Origin of the sequence: Saccharomonospora sp. CUA-673 (genome assembly GCF_001942305.1) — a bacterium.
Classification (GTDB): Bacteria; Actinomycetota; Actinomycetes; order Mycobacteriales; family Pseudonocardiaceae; genus Prauserella.
Genome location: NZ_MKKE01000009.1, coordinates 71,468 through 90,478 on the forward strand (window position 1 = coordinate 71,468; position 19,011 = coordinate 90,478).

16 protein-coding genes and 5 pseudogenes are annotated in these 19,011 nt (G+C 71.0%); 14 read left to right on the plus strand and 7 right to left on the minus strand.

Annotated features, from left to right (window positions below; genetic code table 11):
- Positions 1-31: 31 nt before the first annotated feature.
- From BJF85_RS31120 to BJF85_RS31130, 3 genes are all read right to left on the minus strand, one after another.
- The gene (locus BJF85_RS31120) at positions 32-583 is read right to left on the minus strand and encodes a TNT domain-containing protein (protein ID WP_369822091.1); all 552 of its coding nucleotides are present in this window, start codon (positions 581-583) and stop codon (positions 32-34) included.
- A 68-nt stretch (positions 584-651) separates the two neighbouring features.
- A complete protein-coding gene (locus BJF85_RS31125) occupies positions 652-1,056 on the minus strand; it encodes a hypothetical protein (protein ID WP_369822086.1) in 405 nt (134 codons plus the stop codon).
- A 272-nt stretch (positions 1,057-1,328) separates the two neighbouring features.
- Positions 1,329-1,922, minus strand: a complete 594-nt coding sequence (locus tag BJF85_RS31130; protein WP_369822087.1) for a hypothetical protein — start codon at positions 1,920-1,922, stop codon at positions 1,329-1,331.
- 627 nt (positions 1,923-2,549) lie between these two features.
- On the opposite strand from BJF85_RS31130, the gene BJF85_RS31135 reads away from it, so the two are divergent.
- The 5 genes and pseudogenes from BJF85_RS31135 (at position 2,550) to BJF85_RS05490 (ending at position 5,473) form a co-directional block, all read left to right on the plus strand.
- On the plus strand, positions 2,550-2,720 hold the full coding sequence (locus BJF85_RS31135; RefSeq protein WP_369822088.1) for a hypothetical protein: 171 nt from the start codon (positions 2,550-2,552) through the stop codon (positions 2,718-2,720).
- Between the two features lie 594 nt (positions 2,721-3,314).
- Positions 3,315-3,650: pseudogene (locus tag BJF85_RS31140) on the plus strand (DMT family transporter); the annotation flags it as partial.
- Positions 3,651-3,797: 147 nt separating this feature from the next.
- Positions 3,798-4,112, plus strand: a pseudogene (locus BJF85_RS31145) (DMT family transporter); the annotation flags it as partial.
- Positions 4,113-4,221: 109 nt separating this feature from the next.
- Complete coding sequence (locus BJF85_RS05485; RefSeq protein ID WP_075846030.1) at positions 4,222-5,073, plus strand: bifunctional methylenetetrahydrofolate dehydrogenase/methenyltetrahydrofolate cyclohydrolase; 852 nt, start codon at positions 4,222-4,224, stop codon at positions 5,071-5,073.
- Between the two features lie 106 nt (positions 5,074-5,179).
- The gene (locus BJF85_RS05490; RefSeq protein WP_255375408.1) at positions 5,180-5,473 is read left to right on the plus strand and encodes a DUF3017 domain-containing protein; all 294 of its coding nucleotides are present in this window, start codon (positions 5,180-5,182) and stop codon (positions 5,471-5,473) included.
- Between the two features lie 153 nt (positions 5,474-5,626).
- On the opposite strand, the pseudogene BJF85_RS05495 reads toward BJF85_RS05490, so the two are convergent.
- A pseudogene (locus tag BJF85_RS05495) lies at positions 5,627-6,828 on the minus strand (MFS transporter).
- Between the two features lie 337 nt (positions 6,829-7,165).
- Positions 7,166-8,008 carry a TIGR03560 family F420-dependent LLM class oxidoreductase gene (locus BJF85_RS05500; protein WP_075846031.1) on the minus strand — a complete coding sequence of 281 codons (843 nt, stop codon included), beginning with the start codon at positions 8,006-8,008 and terminating at the stop codon, positions 7,166-7,168.
- 380 nt (positions 8,009-8,388) lie between these two features.
- On the opposite strand from BJF85_RS05500, the gene BJF85_RS05505 reads away from it, so the two are divergent.
- Both BJF85_RS05505 and BJF85_RS05510 read left to right on the plus strand, forming a co-directional pair.
- Entirely contained in the window at positions 8,389-9,612 is a 1,224-nt protein-coding gene (locus BJF85_RS05505) for an NADP-dependent isocitrate dehydrogenase (RefSeq protein WP_075846032.1), read from the plus strand.
- Between the two features lie 310 nt (positions 9,613-9,922).
- Positions 9,923-10,222, plus strand: a complete 300-nt coding sequence (locus BJF85_RS05510) for an SH3 domain-containing protein (protein ID WP_075846033.1) — start codon at positions 9,923-9,925, stop codon at positions 10,220-10,222.
- 22 nt (positions 10,223-10,244) lie between these two features.
- Here BJF85_RS05510 and BJF85_RS05515 read toward each other — a convergent pair whose 3' ends face one another.
- Positions 10,245-11,153: an NADP-dependent oxidoreductase gene (locus BJF85_RS05515; protein ID WP_075846034.1), complete on the minus strand. Its 909-nt coding sequence runs from the start codon at positions 11,151-11,153 to the stop codon at positions 10,245-10,247.
- Between the two features lie 134 nt (positions 11,154-11,287).
- Here BJF85_RS05515 and BJF85_RS05520 point away from each other — a divergent pair, with 134 nt between their 5' ends.
- From BJF85_RS05520 to BJF85_RS05530, 3 genes are all read left to right on the plus strand, one after another.
- Positions 11,288-11,668 (plus strand): MerR family transcriptional regulator, encoded by a 381-nt coding sequence (locus BJF85_RS05520; RefSeq protein WP_075846035.1) that lies wholly within the window; start codon positions 11,288-11,290, stop codon positions 11,666-11,668.
- A 91-nt stretch (positions 11,669-11,759) separates the two neighbouring features.
- Positions 11,760-12,563 (plus strand): exodeoxyribonuclease III, encoded by an 804-nt coding sequence (locus BJF85_RS05525; RefSeq protein WP_075846036.1) that lies wholly within the window; start codon positions 11,760-11,762, stop codon positions 12,561-12,563.
- A 100-nt stretch (positions 12,564-12,663) separates the two neighbouring features.
- The gene (locus BJF85_RS05530; RefSeq protein ID WP_075846037.1) at positions 12,664-12,972 is read left to right on the plus strand and encodes a nucleotidyltransferase family protein; all 309 of its coding nucleotides are present in this window, start codon (positions 12,664-12,666) and stop codon (positions 12,970-12,972) included.
- A 393-nt stretch (positions 12,973-13,365) separates the two neighbouring features.
- On the opposite strand, the gene BJF85_RS31150 is transcribed toward BJF85_RS05530, so the two are convergent.
- Entirely contained in the window at positions 13,366-13,632 is a 267-nt protein-coding gene (locus BJF85_RS31150; RefSeq protein ID WP_158056781.1) for a hypothetical protein, read from the minus strand.
- A gap of 57 nt (positions 13,633-13,689) precedes the next feature.
- On the opposite strand from BJF85_RS31150, the gene BJF85_RS27855 reads away from it, so the two are divergent.
- The 4 genes and pseudogenes from BJF85_RS27855 to BJF85_RS05550 form a co-directional block, all read left to right on the plus strand.
- The gene (locus BJF85_RS27855; protein WP_158056783.1) at positions 13,690-13,866 is read left to right on the plus strand and encodes a hypothetical protein; all 177 of its coding nucleotides are present in this window, start codon (positions 13,690-13,692) and stop codon (positions 13,864-13,866) included.
- A gap of 97 nt (positions 13,867-13,963) precedes the next feature.
- Positions 13,964-16,494 (plus strand): annotated as a pseudogene (locus BJF85_RS05540) (bifunctional FO biosynthesis protein CofGH).
- A gap of 199 nt (positions 16,495-16,693) precedes the next feature.
- On the plus strand, positions 16,694-17,665 hold the full coding sequence (gene yhjD, locus BJF85_RS05545) for an inner membrane protein YhjD (RefSeq protein WP_083665969.1): 972 nt from the start codon (positions 16,694-16,696) through the stop codon (positions 17,663-17,665).
- Between the two features lie 183 nt (positions 17,666-17,848).
- Positions 17,849-18,985, plus strand: a pseudogene (locus BJF85_RS05550) (MFS transporter); the annotation flags it as partial.
- Positions 18,986-19,011 lie beyond the last annotated feature (26 nt).

Sequence of the window (19,011 nt, forward strand, 5' to 3'; positions counted from 1 at the left end):
GAACAACAGACCCGGCCGACCCGACGGAAGGTCAGTCGACGGGCGGCTCGCCCGGATCCAGCTCGATGACGTCCCCGTCGGCCAGCAGCTCCTCGATGGACGCGGGCAGCATGTAGGCCGCCCCGCCACCGGGCTGGTTGAACCACGGGATGGCGACGCCCGCGAGCGCCTCGAGCGGACGCTGCACGCGGTACACGTGGTACGGCCGGTTGACCCACTCCGGCACGAGCGACCGTTCCTCGAACGGCGTGCCCGCCGCGTACGTGAGGTTGCCGTTCGAACCGCCGAACCGGTCGAGCTCGCTGCCTACGGGCAGGGTGGTCATCTCCTTGCCGCGGAAGAGCGTCAGCGGTGGCTCGCCGGGCAGCGGCTGGATCGGCCACTGCTGGCCGCCCGAGCCCTGCCCGGAACCGCCACCCTGCTGGCCGCCGCTCTGCTGGCCGCCACCCTGTCCCGCGCCGTGGCGCGGTTCGGCCGGCGCGGTGTGCCGGGTGGGGGCGGCCTGCTGGTGGGCTCCGATCGGCTCGCGCGGCGGGGCGGGGGCCGATCCGCCTGCGGGCGCCAACAGGTGGGTGCCCGGCATGTCGCCTGCGGCGTGCCGGTCGCCGGGGCGCGCCGTTCCGGTCGCGATGTCGGACGAGAGCGTCGCCGTCAACGGGGGCGCCGGTGCGCGCTGCGGTTCGGGAGCCGGCTCCTCGTAGTTCTCGTAGTCCTGCTCGTAGCCGTCCCTGTAGCCGTCGTCGTACTCGTCCGGCTCGGGTGCCGGGGAGTCGTCGATGCCGTCCGGCGAGAGCAGCACCTTGCCGAGCATGAACGCTTGGCGTCCGCGGCGTCACCGAACACGGCCGGGCTCCGCAGCCCGCCCTCGTACCAGCCGACGCGCCAGCCCTCGGCGACCCGCTCGATGCTCCACCCGTGCTCGGCGGGCATGCCGAGCACGTAGTACTCGTCGGGGACCGCGAGTTCGTCCAGTTTGTCCTGCAGGTCGTCCAACTCGGGGTCCTGCGGGGGCATGTTGCCGATCATCGTCGGCGGACCGGCGTCGTGCTCCGGCACGCGGTCGCCGATGGGTGCCAGCGGCGGCGCGCCGTGCGGACCGGGAGCCGGCGGTTCGGCCCGGTCGAGGCCCGGACGGTCGTACCCGGTGTCCTCGTAGCCGGCGCGGTCGTAGCCGGCGGCTTCGTGCGCCGTGTTGTCGTAGCCGGGTCCGTCGTAGCCGGGTCCGTCGTCGGTCCGGCCGCGGCCGGCCAGGCCCGCCGCTCCGGCGACGCCGGCCGCTCCGGCCAGGCCCGCCGCTCCGGCCAGGCCGGCCGCCCGACCCGTGCCGTTCAGTCCACCGGCCGCACCGTGCTGGTGTTCCGGGTGGTGCTGGTCGAGGTGCGGTTCGTCGGTGCCGACGTCGCGGCGTTCGTCGAACTGCTGCCGCGGGTTCGGCGCGGTGCGCTCCTCCTCCTGCTCCGCGGGCGCGTCGAGTGGGGCGCCCCCGAAAGCGGAGCCGCGGAGTTCGGATCGGCCGTGTCCGGGCCGATCGCGCTGGTGACCGTGGTGGGCGGGCCCGAGTCGAAGTCGGGCTCGTCCCGGCCGGGCGCCCCCGCGCGCTCGTCGGCCTCGCGGTCGCCGAAGTCCGGCAACGGCGTGTACGCGGTGCCCTGCTCGAACCCGGCCGCCTGCTCGAACCCGGCATCCCGGTCGTCGAATGCCGTACCCGGCGCGTCCCGGTCCGCACCGTCCCGGTCGAACTGGTCCCGGTCGGCGGGACGGTCGTCCGTGACGGGCGCCTGCTGCGCGGTGTCCTCGGTGGACGCCGCGTCCCTGTCTCCGGCGTCTCCTGCATCGCGGGGGTCCCCGGCGTCGCCGGGAATCCTGGGTTCCGCCGCGTGCTCGACGTCCTCGGCAGGACCGGTGCCGTTCCGTGCTGCCATGGCGCCCGCGATGCCGGCACCCGCGACGCCGGCACCGGCGATACCGGCGCCCGCCAGCCCCGCGGAGCCGAGCGCGAGGTGTCGGCGGGCTCGTCGACCTCGGGACCGGCCGCAGCACCCGCACCGGCGCCGGACGCCGTGGGAGCGTCTGCGGCCTGCGGCACGGACGGGACGGCCGTGTACGTCGTGCCCTGCTCGTCGGGGCCGACCTGCGCGGTCTGCTCGGCCCTCGGCGCCTGCTCGGCAGGGGCGTCCTGCTCGGCCTGGCGCGGCGGCTGGCCCTGGTTCACGTGGGCGGCCGCGGCCTGGCGCGTCTCCTCCGGCACCTCCGGCACGACGAAACCGCCGGCCCGCAGGTGCTGCACCAGGTCGGGTTCGGGGGAGACGCCGTGCTCACGCAGGTAGTGGTTTACGGCGGCGGGCCAGATCCAGGAGCCGTCGCTGTGGAACGCGATCGGCACGTCGGCGGACTGCGACGAGGCCAGCCGGTCGACGTCGTAGCCGCGGACGGGCACGACGACCGGTGCGGCCTCGAGGTAGTCGAGCACCCGGTCGCGCTCGTCGGGGTCGAGCTCGGGGCGGGTGACGATCGGGCCGTTCGGGCCCGCGCCGTCGAAGATCCGGGCCATGCGGAACCGGGGACCGGTGCGTTCCGGGCCGAGCCCGGACATGCGACGCATGAGCCAGTCCGGCACGTTGTCCTCGGAGCGCGGGAACATCCGCAGCTCGTCCGAGTACGCCTGCGACGGCGGCGCCAGGTCCCACGACGGTTCGTCGCGGTCGTACTCCAGGTTGTAGCTCGAGGGGTGGTCGAGCTGGTAGCGCGCGTTGAACCAGGTGCCCCGGCCCTCGCGGTACATCCCGGCGCGCAGCTTGCCGAACAGGGTCGCGATGTCGTGGGTCGCGACCCACTCCTGGGTCGACCGTCCGCGGTGACGACCTCGCCGGTCAGCTCGTGATACCTCCCCACGGCGCGGTACACCGCGGTCACCCTGCGCCAGTCCCGCGGAGCGGCCCTCAGCAGCGAGAGGCCGATCTGCTTGACCAGAGTGTCCTGCTCGGTCGCGTTCAGCTGGGTCGGAAGTGCCACGCCCACATCTTGACGAATCCTTTTCCCGAATGCACGGCCGCCGCTGATATCCGTCGCCGCTTCCACCCGGCTGCGAGGCTGTCAGCGGCTGTGACATGCGCAAAGTGGGAGCGAACACACCCGGGCGGTCGTTCGATCTGCCCCGCGCGGGTGGGGGAACGCAGGGGAGCACAATGGAACGCGATGCTACCGCCAGTACCGAATCGGCCGGGTCACGGCGTGATTCGGGCACATCGACAGCAAGCACGTCAACCGCCCGGCGGGTGTGGGGTGCTGTGCTCGCCGTATCCGCAGGCGTGGGGATGTCCGTGCAGGCGCGGGTCAACGGTCAGCTCAGTGCGGAACTCGGCGATCCGGCGTTGGCCGCCGTGGTGTCGTTCGGCGGGGGGCTGATCATCCTGCTCGGCTGGCTCGCCGTGTCGCGCTCGATGCGCACCGGTGCCGCGAACGCGGTGGCCGGCCTGCGCCGCGGCGCCCTGCGGCCGTGGCACTTCCTCGGCGGTGTCGCGGGCGCCGCCTACGTGCTCGGCCAGTCCCTGACCGTCGCCGTCATCGGGGTCGCCCTGTTCACGGTGGGTGTCGTGGCAGGGCAGACCGTCAGCGGACTGTTCGTCGATCGGTACGGCCTCGGTCCCTCGGGCAGGGAGCCGACCAGTTGGCTGCGGATCACCGGCGCCGCGCTGACCGTCGCGGCGGTCGGTGGGGCGTTGGCCGGCGACATCGCGGGCCAGGTCGACGCCGGGCGGATCGCGATGCTCGTGCTGCCGTTCGTCGCCGGTGCGGGCATGGCGGTGCAGCAGGCGTTCAACGGGCACGTCGGCGCCGTCGCGGGCAACTCGCTCGTCGCCGCGCTCGTCAATTTCACCGCGGGCACCACCGTGCTGGTGCTGGCCTGGCTGGTGTCTCTGGCCGTCAACGGCCCGCCGACCGGAATGCCGACCAATCCCGTGCTGTACCTCGGCGGGCTCGTCGGGATCGTGTTCATCGCGACCGCGTCGTTCGTGGTGTCGTGGATCGGCGTGCTGTTGCTCGGACTCAGCACCGTCGCGGGTCAGCTCATCGGTTCGCTGCTGATCGACGTGCTGCTCCCGGCCGCCGACAGCGGCCCCGCGGCCACGACCGTCATCGCGTGCGGCGTGGCGTTGCTGGCGATCGCCGTCGCATCCCTGGGCGGGCGGAGCGTGGTCGGCGGTTTGGGAGACTGTCCCCGTGACGGCGACGATTCTCGACGGCAAGGCCACCAAGGACGCCATCTTCGCGGAACTGACCCCCCGGGTCGAGGCGCTCGCGAAGCGCGGCATCACCCCCGGCCTCGGCACCGTGTTGGTGGGCGACGACCCCGGTTCGCACTCGTACGTGAAGTGGAAGCACGCCGATTGCGCGAAGGTCGGCGTCGAGTCGATCCGCAGGGACCTGCCCGAGAACACGACGCAGGCCGAGCTCGAGAAGGTCGTCGACGAGCTGAACGCCGACCCGGCGTGCACCGGCTACATCGTGCAGCTGCCGCTGCCCGCGCACATCGACACCAACGCGATCCTCGAGCGCATCCCGCCGGAGAAGGACGCCGACGGGCTCGCGCCGATCAGCCTCGGCCGGCTCGTGCTGGGCCAGGAGAGCTCGCTGCCCTGCACCCCGCTCGGCATCATCGAGCTGCTGCGCCGCTACGAGGTGCCGTTGAAGGGCGCGCGCGTCGCGGTCGTCGGCCGCGGCATCACCGTTGGCCGCACCATCGGTCTGCTGCTGACCCGCCGCAGCGAGAACGCCACCGTCACGCTGTGCCACACGGGCACGCGCGACCTGGCGGCCGAGGTCGGCCGCGCCGACATCGTCGTCGCGGCGGCGGGCTCGGCCGGGCTGATCACGCCCGAGATGATCAAGCCGGGCGCCGCGGTGCTCGACGTCGGAGTGTCGCGCGTCGACGGGAAACTGGCCGGCGACGTCGCCCCCGGCGTCGAGGAGGTCGCCGGTTTCCTCTCGCCCAACCCCGGCGGCGTGGGCCCGATGACGCGGGCGATGCTCGTGTCGAACGTCGTCGAGGCCGCCGAGCGCGCCGTCCGCTGACATGACCACCCCCGCCCCCGAACCCGCCGACCGCCCCCACGCAGGTCCTGATGGTCCCGACGGTTCCGCCGGTCCTGCCGAGGGCGATGCCGTGCAGGGCGGCGAGGTGGGCCGAGGCCGGCTCGCCGACCGCGGCTGGCTGGTGCACGTGCCGCTGGCCGTGGTGTTCCTGCTCGTCGTGGCCGGCGGGATCCGCATCGGCATGTACCACTGGCGGCAGGGCACAACCCTGATCGGCGGTGCCCTGCTGGTGGCCGCGCTCCTGCGCGCCGTGCTCGCCGACGTCCAGGTCGGGATGCTCAAGATCCGCGGCCGCGCCGTCGACGTGCTCTGCTACGGCGGACTCGGCGGACTGATCGTCTTCGCCGCCCTCACCATCACCGGCGGCCCCTTCGGCTGACCCCGCCAAAAGCACCCAAGGGCCCCATAGTTGCGTTCAACGCGACCAAAGTTCCCTTCGCGGTGCGGCGCCCGCTCCACGTCGCCGTGGATGCACCCAACGGCCCCATGGCTGCGTTCAACGCGACCATGGGGCCCTCGGGAGCAACTCTGGTCAGACGAGGGCGGGTTCCTCGGTTCGGGTGGTGGTGGGGATGGTGGCCGGGCGGGCGCGTTCGTGGCGTTCGACGACCGCGGCGACGACGGCCAGGCCGAGACCCAGCACCGCCAGTGCCGCGCCGACCCAGTTCGGGGCGACCAGGCCGAGGCCCCCCGCGATGACGAGTCCGCCCAGGTAGGCGCCGATGGAGTTGGCGATGTTGAACGCCGACTGGATCGCCGCCGACACCAGCGACGGGCTGCCGCCCGCCTTCTCCATCACCCTGGCCTGCAGGATCGGGCCGACCATGAACGAGGTCATGCCGACCAGGAAGATCGTGACGGTCGCACCGAGCTTGCTGCCTGCGGTGACGGTGAACGCGGCCAGTACGACGGCGAGCGAGGCGAGCGCGCCGATGAGCGCGGGGGTCGGGCTGCGGTCGGCGAGCCTGCCGCCGAGGTAGTTGCCGAGCGTCATGCCGACGCCGGCCAGCGACAGCAGCAGCGTGACGGTGGCGGGTTCGAACCCGGCGACGTCGGTCATCATCGGCGTCACGTAGCTCAGGCAGGCGAACCCGCCGCCCATGCCGAACGTGACGATCGCCAGTGCGAGCCACACCTGCGGCTTGCGGAACGCCGCGACCTCGCCGCGTAGCGACGGGTTGACGGGCCTGCCCTGGTGCGGGATCAGCCTCGCGACCGACAGCAGCGCGCCCACGCCGATGAGCACCACGGCGGCGAACGTGACGCGCCAGCCGAACTGCTGGCCGAGCAGCGTCCCGAGCGGCACGCCCACGACGTTCGCGAGCGTCAGACCCATGAACATCATCGCCACGGCCCTGGCCTTCTGGCCGGGGCCCACGAGACTGGCCGCGACGACCGCGCCAGCGCCGAAGAACGCGCCGTGCGGCAGGCCGGCGACGAACCGGAACAGCACGCCCATCTCGTGGCTCGGGGCCACCACGAACAGTGCGTTGCCTGCGATGAACAGGCCCATCATCGCCATCAGCACGGTCTTGCGCGCAGTCGCACGGCGACCGCGGTGAGCAGGGGAGCGCCGACGACCACGCCGATGGCGTAGGCGGAGATCAGGTGGCCGGCCGCCGGGATCGAGACGCCGAAGTCCTCGGCGGCGAGGGGCAGGACACCCATCATCACGAACTCGGTCGTGCCGATGCCGAAGGCGCCGGCGGCCAGCGCGAGCAGCGCTACAGGCACAGTTCTCCTCTCGGGTGAGCCCGGGGCGAGCTCGGAAACGGGTCGGGTGGGGCGGGCAGCGTGGATTCGGGCTCGACGGGGGTGTGGGGGCACCGGCCCGGTGGCGGCCACGGTCATCAACGGTCGGGGTCGCCGGCGAACGCATCGCAGGGGTTGCGACTGGATCGTTCAAGTTCAGGTCGCAAAAAAAGAACAGCTCTCTGCGTCACCGCAGCGCACTGTCCTACCCGTCCAGTGTGAACGACCTCGTCGGCCGTTGTCATCCCGGCGACGGGGTCACGCGCGGTGACGATCGCCACGGGCGGGTTGCGTAACGCCGCCCGTGCCTGTCAGTCGCTCAGTCGGCCAGCGGTGCGGCCTGTTCGGCGAGCCGGTCGAGATACCCGGCGGGCACGTGGTGCGGGAGGTTGAACACCACGAGGTCGACGCCGGCGTCGCGGTAGCCGGCTGCCTGCTCGACGGCGGGTCCGATGCCGGTTTCGGCGTGCACGCGCACGTTGACCGAGCAGGTGATCTCGGCGGGGTCGCGGCCGACGTCGGCGCAGTGGGCCAGCAGCACGTCCTTCAGTTCGCGCCAGTGCTGTGGTGACTTGGCTCCGCCGTGCCACTGCTGCGCCCAGCGGGCGGCGGCGCGCAGCGTGCGGCGGGGGCCGGTGCCGCCGATGACGATCGGCGGGTGCGGACGCTGCACCGGTTTCGGTTCGCAGCGCGCGTCGGTGAGCCGCACGTGCGTGCCGGCGAAGTCGGTGACCTCCTGCGACAGCAGGCCGACGATCGCCTGCACGCCCTCGTCGAACAGGTCGAACCGCTCGCGCAGGGGTGGCAGCTCGATGCCGTAGGCGTCGCACTCCTGCTGCATCCAGCCGGCGCCGAGGCCGATCTCGAGTCGCCCGCCGGAGATGACGTCGGTGGTGGCGGCCATGTTCGCCAGCAGCGCGGGGTGTCGGTAGATCATGCCCGTGACCTGGCAGCCGATGCGGATCCGGCGGGTGGCCTGCGCCATCGCGGCGAGCATCGTCCACGCCTCGTAGTTCGGCGCGGTGAGGTCGCCGGACAGCGGATAGAAGTGGTCCCAGTTCCACGCCGACTCGAACAGCTCGATGTCGTCGGCCGCGCGCCAGGTGTCGAGCAGCTCGTGCCACGGGGTGTGCTCGGGCTTGGTCTTGATTCCGAGTCGCATGTCGCCATCAGAGCAGGGCGTCGATGCCCCCGGGAAGCGGGTATCCGGGCAGTTCGCGGTTCGGGATGATCCGGACGTGGCCGAGCCCACGGAACGGTTCGCCCACGCGTACCTGTGGCGGCCTGCAGGCGACACGTAGATTGCGAGGTGAACTGCCATTTATCGGCGCTGCCGTGGGCCCGCAGTTTCTACTCATGAGTAACCAGGGGGCGCCGCGACCAGTGCATATCTAGCAGTACGCTTGTACCGCTACGCATTGGCGTGGAGGCTCGCCTCAGCCGCCGCGCCCGAGGGCGTCATGGCAAATGCGCAGCGGTATCAGGCAGGCGAAGACGAACGCGAGACCCGCGACGCGAAAAGCGAGAGGAGCGCCGCCGCTCATGGCCAAGATCAAGGTCGAAGGCACTGTCGTCGAACTCGACGGCGACGAGATGACGCGAATCATCTGGAAGTTCATCAAGGACAAGCTGATCCACCCGTACCTCGACGTGAACCTCGAGTACTACGACCTGGGGATCGAAGAGCGCGACAGGACCGACGACCAGATCACGGTCGACGCGGCGAACGCCATCAACAAGCACGGCGTCGGTGTCAAGTGCGCCACGATCACCCCGGACGAGGCGCGGGTCGAGGAGTTCGGCCTCAAGAAGATGTGGCGGAGCCCGAACGGCACCATCCGCAACATCCTCGGCGGCGTCATCTTCCGCGAGCCGATCGTCATCCAGAACATCCCGCGGTTGGTGCCCGGCTGGACCAAGCCGGTCATCGTCGGCCGCCACGCGCACGGTGACCAGTACAAGGCCACGGACTTCAAGGTCCCCGGCCCCGGCACCGTCACCATGACCTACACGCCCGCCGACGGCTCCGAGCCGATGGAGTTCGAGGTCGCCAACTTCCCCGAGGGTGGCGGCGTCACGATGGGCATGTACAACTACCGCAAGTCCATCGAGGACTTTGCGCGCGCCTCGCTGCAGTACGGCCTCGACCGTGAGTTCCCGGTCTACATGTCGACTAAGAACACGATCCTCAAGGCCTACGACGGCATGTTCAAGGACACCTTCGAGGAGATCTACGAGAAGGAGTTCAAGGCCGACTTCGAGGCCAAGGGCCTGACCTACGAGCACCGGCTGATCGACGACATGGTCGCCGCGTCGCTCAAGTGGGACGGCGGCTACGTGTGGGCCTGCAAGAACTACGACGGCGACGTCCAGTCGGACACGGTCGCCCAGGGTTACGGCTCGCTCGGCCTGATGACGTCCGTCCTGCGGACGCCGGACGGCCGCACCGTCGAGGCCGAGGCCGCGCACGGCACGGTCACGCGCCACTACCGCCAGCACCAGCAGGGCAAGCCGACGTCGACGAACCCGATCGCGTCGATCTTCGCCTGGACCCGGGGCCTCGAGCACCGCGGCAAGCTGGACAACAACTCCGAGCTGATCGGCTTCGCCAACAAGCTCGAGCAGGTCGTCATCGAGTCCGTCGAGAGCGGCAAGATGACCAAGGACCTGTCGCTGCTGGTCGGCGGCGACACCCCGTACCAGACGACCGAGGAGTTCCTCGCGACGCTGGACGAGAACCTGCAGAAGAAGATGGCCCAGGGCTGACCGGGACCATCCGCGTGTGACGCCGAACCGGCGTCCGCGCGTCGACGACGAGGGCCGTGAGTGCGGGGCGGGCACCCACGGCCCTTCGTCGTGTCCGGGGGTGTGTCGTTCGCCGGCGACAAGGCGAGCGCTGCCAGTTTCGTTCTGATTGTCCTCTTTGGATGCGGTTGCTCTCCGTGGTTGGGCGGTAGCTGAGGAGAGTGGTTGCGACGTCCGGCCCTGTCGCCGGTGAAAAACCGCCCCGTACCCTGCTCGAAGGCATGTCGGCTCGACAAGGAGCACTGGTGATACTCGGGATCCGAAGCGTGCGTTGATCATTCTCGCGGCGTTGATCGCGGTGATCGTGCTCTACGCGGTGACGGGCGGTGAGCTCAGCTCCGAGGCGGAGGGCTCGGGCGGAGAGGGCTCCGGCGAGTGCTCGATGGTCGTCGAGGCCGACTCGCTCAACGTCCGCTCCGGTCCGTCCACCGGCGACCCGATCGTCGACTCGCTCGCCGAGGGTGCCGAGACCGACGCCACCGACGAGGTGCAGGTCGGCTTCCGCAAGCTCGACGAGGGCCGCTGGGCCTCCGACGACTTCCTCGAACCGGCCGACGGCGCCAGCTGCTGAGCCCCTCCGGGGCGCACCGGTTCTACAGGCGGACGACGATCTTCCCGCGTACGTGGCCGCGTTCGGAGTCGGCGTGGGCCTGCGCGATCTCCTCGAGCGAGTACGCGCGTTCGATCCGTGGCGTGTAGCGCCCCTGCTCGCCGAGCTGCGCCGCGGCGCGCAGGAGCCCGGAGTCGTTGCGTGCGTTGGCCACGTGCGTGCCGAGGCGAGGCCCTCGCGTGTGGTCGGTGACGGTGGCCACCCGGGTCGGATCGCCGCCCGTGATGGCGACGAGCTCGGCGAGCGACCCCGATGCGGCGGTGTCCACGGCGACATCGACGCCCTGCGGGGCGAGGGCGGTCAGGCGTTCCGCGAGTCCGGCTCCGTAGGTGGTGGGCGCTGCGCCCAGGCTGCGGAGGAAGTCGTGGTTGTGCTCGCTCGCCGTGCCGATGACGGTGGCGCCGTGGGCCAGGGCGATCTCCACCGCGGCGCTGCCCACGCCGCCGGCTGCGCCTTCGACGAGGAGCGTGCGGCCTTCGACCGGTCCGAGGGCTTCCAGCGCGCTCATCGCGGTCACGGAAGCCAGTGGCGCGCCCGCTGCCTGCTCGTCGGTCCACGCATCGGGCACGGGAGCCCACGCGGACAGCACGACCAGTTCCGCCGTGGCCCCGGTGACGCCGGTCAGCCCGAGAACGCGGTCACCGACGCCGACGCCGCGCACGTCCGCTCCGATCTCGTCCACCACCCCGGCGACCTCGCGTCCGGGGATCGCGGGCAGGTCGACGGGCAGCATGTGCCGCACCCCGCCGCTGCGCACCTTCCAATCGACGGGGTTGACCCCGGCCGCGGCGACGCGGACACGAATCTCGTCCGGTCCTGGGTGCGGTTCCGGTGCGTCCTCCACGACGAGGGTCTGCGTGGTCCCGTACTCGTGATAGCGCGCTGCGCGCATGTCTGTGCCACCTTCAGCGGATCAAGGGGCTCGGCGAGCCCGACTCCGCCTAAGCTAGGACCTGACATCAATGTCAGGTTCAAGTCCGAGAAGGCCGTGAGCTCGAAGGCCGTGAGATCGGGGAGCGGGCAGTCGTGCGGATCGGTGAGGTGGCGCAGCGCGCCGGGGTCAGTGTCCGATCGTTGCGGTACTACGAGGAGCAGGGGCTCGTGTGGTCCGAACGCAACGGCGGAGGGCAACGGCGCTACACCGAGGACGTCGTCGATCGGGTCAGGATGATTCAGCAGTTGTTCGCCGCCGGGCTGCCGAGCCGAGTCGTGCGCATGCTCCTGTCCTGTGTGGATGTCGGCACGGCCGAACCGGGGCTGTTGGGGCAGTTGGAGGTCGAGCGCAGCCGGATCAGCGAGCGGATCACCGACCTGCTGGCCGCGCGGGATCGGCTCGACGACGTGATCGCCACGACGCGGAACCCTCCCGCCGAGTGCGACCCGAAGTGGACGGCGCCACGCGGATGAACGCCATCGCCGGCGGCGGGGTCTGTCGGCGGCTGGCGGCGGCGGGCACTGTGGGGCGGGTCTGTCGGGGTGGGCGATTACCCTGCGGGGCGTGTTCACCGTCTCGACCGTCAACGTCAACGGCATCCGCGCAGCGGCGAAGAAGGGCTTCACCGAATGGTTCGGGCAGACGTCCGCGGACGTCGTCGCCTGCCAGGAGGTGCGCGCCGATCTCGACGTCATTCCGAAGGCGCTCGTCGACCCGGAGGGCTGGCACGCGGCGCACGCCGTGTGCGAGGTGAAGGGCCGCAACGGCGCGACGCTGTACAGCCGCCTCGAGCCGGAGGCCTCGCGCATCGGGTTCGGCGCCGCGGAGTTCGAGGCGAGCGGACGCTACGTCGAGATGGAGCTGCCGGGCGTCGTCGTGGCGAGCCTGTACCTGCCCAGCGGCGAGGTCGGCACCGACCGTCAGGACGAGAAGGAACGGTTCCTCGACGTGTTCCTGCCGTATCTGGTGGAGCTGCGCGAGAAGGCGGCCGCCGACGGCCGTGAGGTGGTCGTCATGGGCGACTGGAACATCGCGCACGCCGAGATCGACCTGAAGAACTGGAAGGGCAACAAGAAGAACTCGGGCTTCCTCCCCGAGGAGCGCGAGTGGATGGGCCGCGTGTTCGGCGAGGGCGGCTACGTCGACGTGCAACGCCGGCTCGACCCCGAGGGCCCCGGCCCGTACACGTGGTGGTCCTACCGCGGCAAGGCGTTCGACAACGACGCCGGCTGGCGGATCGACTACATCGCCGCGACGCCGCGCCTGGCGCAGGCGTGCACCTCGGTGGTCGTCGAACGCGCGGACTCGTACGACCAGCGTTGGTCCGACCACGCCCCCGTGACGGCGACGTTCGACTGGACCCCCTAACCCTGGCGCACCCCGCGCGCCGTCTTGGCGTTCCAGGCGCCGTGTGAGCGTTTCGCGCGCCCGTGTTGGCGATCCAGGGGCAAGGGTGGGGAGGTGAACCGTGCACGAGGCGATCGAAGCGAAGCGTGACCAGATCGAGCAGCTGTGCCGCGCGATGCCGATCCGTCGGCTGGACGTGTTCGGTTCCGCGGTCGGTGACTCGTTCGACGTCGGGCGAAGCGACGTCGACGTTCTCGCCGAGTTCGACGAGGGGACGGACGTGGACCGCTTCGCGGCGTACTTCAGCCTCGAAGAGGGGCTGGAGCGGATCCTCGGCCGGTCGGTCGACATCGTGACCGTGGGCAGCATTCGCAACCCGTACTTGCGCCGGCAGATCCTCGCCACGCGGGAATCGCTGTATGTCGCGTGAGGCACTCGCGGGGGTGCGGCACTCGCGGGGGTGAACGCAGGTCTCGTGGGGCTGGGCGCAGGCCCGGTCGGGTCCGGGGCGGATCGTCGTGGCGGGGCAGTGGTCGGCCGGACACGTCACACGGCCGGGTGGGCGGTTTGTCGGGGTGGTGGTAGGGCGCTGAGCTGGGAATTCACGCGCGTACTCGCCGTTCGCGAGACATTTACACATTCGACACGGCCCCCATGGTCACGTTGGTCCGTGTGAGTCGCTAGTCTCACCCGCGTCGTGGCGAAGGACACCGCTTCGACACTGTCAGTAGTTGTAGTGCTGTCGGCGTCACCTCACAGGGTGAAGCCGGCGGGTCGAACCAGGAGGACAACCGGTGGGCAGTTCTGACCAGGAGCCGGCTCATCACACGCGCGCAGCGCGCGTTGCGGCAGGCACGGCCGTCGTGCTGCCCGTGCTGACCGCACTGCTCCTCGCCGCCCCCACGGCATCCGCGTCCACCGTGCTGGCGCAGCCGCAGGCCAACGCCATGACGATGGGCCTGCTCGGGCCCGTCGGACTGATCGCCGTCGCACTCGGCGTCGTCGGCATGGTCGCCGGGGTCGTCCGCCAGCGGCGCAAGAAGGCCGCCGAAGCCGCCGTCACGACGGCCGTCGCTAGCACTGCCAACACCGCCGGCACCGCCGACACCGACGCGACCCGGCCGCCACCGAGCCCGCCGCGGCACCGATGTTCGAACAGCACCCCGTCGGCGTCGCCGGCATCCGCCCGCCCGCGCCGCGCACCGCCACCGACCCGGCCCACAGCGCCACCACGCAGGCCACCACGCAGGCCACCACGCAGGCCACCATGCAGACCGCGACACAGGTCCCGGCACAGGCGACCGAGCCCGCGCGCATCGACTGACGAACGCCAGGTCGAGGCCGTATTCCCGGGGTCGGGAGCCAGAGAGGTATCAGACACTCTCTTCGCGTTCCTGCGGCGGCGCGCATAGTGTCGAGCCATGGTTGATCACATCTCGATCGCCCCGCCCGAACCCGCCCCTGCCGCATCCGCCATGCGCCGCGCGCTCAAACGCGCCGCGGACGGGTCGACCCTCGACGTCACCGAGTCCGCCGTCCTGCTGCACGCGCGCGGCGACGACCTCGACACGCTCCTGGACATCGCGAGCCGAGTCCGCGAGGCGCACCTCGCCGACCAGAACCGCACGGGCGTGGTTACCTACAGCCGCAAGGTCTTCATCCCGCTGACCCACCTGTGCCGCGACCGCTGCCACTACTGCACGTTCGTCACCGTGCCCGGCAAGGCGAAGTCGCTGTACCTCGAACGCGACGAGGTCGTCGAGATCGCCCGCGCCGGCGCCGCCGCCGGCTGCAAGGAAGCGCTGTTCACGCTCGGCGACCGGCCCGAGGAACGCTGGCCGCAGGCGCGCCAGTGGCTCGACGAACGCGGCTACGACTCCACATTGGACTACGTGCGCGCGTGCGCGATCGCCGTGCTCGAGGAGACCGGCCTGCTGCCGCACCTCAACCCCGGTGTCATGAGCTGGGAGGAACTGCAGCGGCTCAAGCCCGTGTCACCGAGCATGGGCATGATGCTCGAGACGACGGCCGAACGGCTGTGGTCGGAGAAGGGCGGCCCGCACTACGGCAGCCCCGACAAGGAACCGGCCGTGCGGCTGCGCGTGCTCGACGACGCCGGCCGGGTCGGCGTTCCGTTCACCACCGGCATCCTCGTCGGCATCGGCGAGACCATCACCGAACGCGCCGAATCGCTGCACGAGATCCGCAAACGCGCGCGGCAGTACCGCAACGTGCAGGAGATCATCGTCCAGAACTTCCGGTCCAAACCGGACACCGCGATGCGCTCGCACGCCGACGCCGACCTCGCCGAACTCGCCGCGACCGTCGCCGTGGCGCGGCTGCTCATGCCGCCGGGGGTCAGCGTGCAGGCACCGCCGAACCTGGTGGGCGACGAGCACGCGCTGATCCTGCGCGCCGGCATCGACGACTGGGGCGGGGTCTCGCCGGTCACGCCCGACCACGTCAACCCCGAGGCGCCGTGGCCGCACGTCGACGAGCTCACCCGGTGGACCGCCGACGCCGGCTTCGAACTGCGCGAACGACTCACCGCGTATCCGAAGTACGTGCGGGAGGCGGAGAAGTGGGTGGACATCCGCCTGCACGGCCATGTCCGTGCACTGTCCACTCCCGACGGTCTTGCCGACGCGTCGGCGGAGGTCGTCGGCCGCGAATGGCAGGAGCCGGACGGCGGGATCGACACCACCGGCCGCGCCGACCTGAACTCGACCATCGACACCGAGGGTCGCACGTCCGACCGGCGCGGTGACTTCGACAGCGTCTACGGCGACTGGGACGCCCTCCGCGGCAGTGTCCACAGTGTCCCGGAACAGCTCGACACCGAAGCGCGCGACGGTCTGCGGCTGGCCGAGTCGAACCCGGCCGCGCTGCTCGACCCGGCGAACGCCGAGGCGGCGATGGCGCTGCTCACGGCCGACGGCCCGGCGTTGGAGACGATGACGCGGCTCGCCGACGACCTGCGCGCCGACGTGGTCGGCGACGACATCACCTACGTCGTCAACCGCAACATCAACTTCTCCAACGTCTGTTACGTGGCTGCCGGTTCTGCGCGTTCGCCCAGCGGGAGCGTGACGCCGACGCGTTCCGCCTGTCCACCGAGGAGGTCGCCGCGCGCGCCGTCGAGGCGTCCGAGGCGGGGGCCACCGAGGTGTGCATGCAGGGCGGCATCGACCCGAAACTGCCGGTCAGCTACTACGCCGACATCGTGCGCGCCATCAAGAAGGCCGTGCCCGACATGCACGTCCACGCGTTCTCTCCGATGGAGATCGTGTCCGCGGCGTCCAAGGCGGGCGTGAGCGTGCAGGAGTGGTTGACCGAACTGCGCGACGCCGGACTCGACTCGATCCCGGGCACCGCCGCCGAGATCCTCGACGACGACGTCCGCTGGGTGCTCACCAAGGGCAAACTGCCCGCGCGCACGTGGATCGACGTCGTCAGCACGGCGCACCGCGTGGGCATCCCGTCGTCGAGCACGATGATGTACGGCCACGTCGACCACCCCGAACACTGGCTCGGCCACCTGCGCGTGCTCGGCGGGATCGCGCGCGAGACCGGCGGGTTCACCGAGTTCGTCGCCCTGCCGTTCGTGCACCACAACGCGCCGATCTACCTGGCAGGCGTCGCGCGGCCGGGGCCGACGATGCGGGACAACCGCGCGGTGCACGCGTTCGCGCGGCTCGCGCTGCACGGGCTGATCGACAACGTGCAGTGCTCGTGGGTCAAACTCGGCGACGAGGGGACGGCGCAGATCCTCCGCGGCGGCGCCAACGACATCGGCGGCACGCTCATGGAGGAGACCATCTCGCGGATGGCCGGTTCCGAGCACGGCTCGTCGCGCACCGCCGCCGAGCTCGGCACCCTCGCCGACCTCGCCGGACGCCCGTCCCGCCAGCGCACCACCACCTACGGCCGCACCCTCACCCCGGTCGTGTGAATGCTCCCGAGGGCCCCATAGTCGCGTTGAACGCAACTATGCCTCGGGAGCTTTCCTCGGATACGGAGGGCGAGCAGGGGGCACTGTGGGGCGAACCGGGCATCGCGTACGGCACGTCGGTTTGCGCTGGTCGGCGACCCACCGTTAGCTTCCACGCGTGACAGAGGAGAAGGCGGACAAAGAGGGCTTCCTGCCGCGGATGCGGCGACGGTATCCGTGGCTCGACCACGCGGTCAGAGCCAACGAGGCCTTCACCGAGCGGCACGGCAACCACTACGCCGCGGCGATCACGTACTTCTCCGTGCTGTCGCTGTTCCCGTTGCTCATGGTCGCGTTCTCGGTCGCGGGTTTCGTGCTGGCCGGCAACGCCGCGCTGATGAACGAGCTCAAGGCCGGCATCGTCGAATCGGCGCCGGAGGGGCTGCAGGGCTTCCTCGACCAGATCGTCGAGGCCGTTACCGACTCGCGCGCCGGTCTCGGGGTCCTCGGTCTGCTCATCGCGCTCTACTCCGGTCTCGGCTGGATGGGCAACCTGCGGGACGCGCTGACCGCCCAGTGGGCGCAGCAGCCCGCCAAGACGCCGTTCCTGTCCACGAAGATCAAGGACCTGCTGTCCCTGATGGGCCTGGGCCTGGCGCTGGTGATCTCGTTCGGCCTCACCGCCGTCGGCGGTGTCGCGGGGCAGTCGTTGCTGGGCCTGGTCGGGCTCGAGGGCACCGGGTGGGCGCAGTACGCGTTGCGGGCCGCCACGATCGTCCTGTCGCTGGCCGCGAACGTGCTCGTGTTCACGTGGGTGATCTCGCAGCTGCCCCGGGACAAGGTCAACCCGCGCAGTGCCGTGAAGGGGGCCGTGCTGGCCGCGCTCGGCTTCGAACTGCTCAAGCACGTCGGGTCGTACTACCTGGCCAGTGTGGCCAGCTCGCCGAGCGGTGCGCTGTTCGGTCCGATCATCGGTCTGCTCGTGTTCGCCAACCTCGTGTCCCGGTTCCTGCTGCTCGTCACCGCGTGGACGGCCACGGCGCGCGAGAACCAGGTGCACGTCGTCGAACCGCCGCCGCCGACGGTCGTGCGGCCGAACGTCACCGTGCGCAAGGGCGCGGGCGTGGGCGCCGCCGCGGGCGCGTTCAGCATCGGTGCACTGTTGGGTTGGCTGGGGCGCCGCCGCTCGTAGCCGTTTGTTTCGCCGGGGTCATTAAGCTCGCTCTGGAAGGAGTGAGCAGTGACCCAACCAGCTCCGGGTTCCGACGGCGCAACCTCACCGGGCAGAGCCGACGACGGGACCGACGACCCGGTCGACGGAACCACACCCACGACCGACACAGCAGCTGACAAGACACCGCGGCTACCCCGCGAGGTGTACGTCCTCGTCGGCGCCAGCTTCCTCATCGCCATCGGCTACGGACTCATCGGGCCCGCGCTGCCGAACTTCGCCCACAGCTTCGACGTCGGACTGACCGCCGCGTCGTTCGTGGTCAGCCTGTTCGCCCTGGTGCGCCTGGCGTTCGCGCCGGTCAGCGGACGTCTGGTGACGCTGTTCGGCGAACGGCCCACCTACCTGTGGGGCCTGTCGATCGTCGCGCTGTCGACGATCGTCTGCGCGTTCGTCACCGACTACTGGCAGCTGCTGGTGTTCCGCGCCCTCGGCGGCATCGGTTCGACGATGTTCACCGTGTCGGCCATCGGACTGCTCATCCGGATCTCCCCGCCGCAGCTGCGGGGCCGCGCGTCCGGCCTGTGGGGCACGGCGTTCCTGCTCGGCGGTGTCGCCGGCCCGGTGTTCGGCGGCGCGCTCGTGGCCGTGTCGCTGCGCCTGCCGTTCCTCGTCTACGGCCTCGCGCTGATCGGCGCCACGGTGCTGGTGTTCTTCCAGCTGCGCCGGTCCGAACTGGCCTCCCGCGCCGACGACGAGGACGCGCCCACGATGACGTTCGGCCAGGCCGTGCGGCATCCGACGTACCGCGCGGCGCTGCTGTCCAACCTGGCCAACGGCTGGATCGTGTTCGGCGTGCGCATGTCGTTGGTGCCGTTGTTCGTGACGGTCGTGCTGGCCAAGGACGAATCGTTCACCGGTCTCGCGCTGGCGTTGTTCGCCGCCGCCAACGCGCTCGTCCTGCTCGCCGCCGGCCGGTTCGCCGACACCCACGGCCGCAAACCGCCCGCGCTCGTCGGACTGGCGCTGCTCGTCGTCGGCGGCGTGGGGTTGGGCCTCACCGACGACGTGTGGCTCTTCCTCGCCGCGACCGTCGTCACCGGCATCGGCGCGGGCTGTCTCAACCCGGCGCACAACGCCGCGCTCGCCGACGTCATCGGCTCCAAGGCGCGCGGCGGGTCCGTACTGGCCGGGTTCCAGATGGCCGCCGACGTCGGAGCCGTCGTCGGGCCACTGGCCGCGGGTGCCATCGCCGAACAGTGGTCGTTCACCGCCGCCTTCGCCGTCACCGGTGTCGTCGCGGTGATCGCGTTCGCGCCTGGCTGCTGGCCAAGGAGACGCTGCCGTCCGCGACCGAGCCCGCCGAC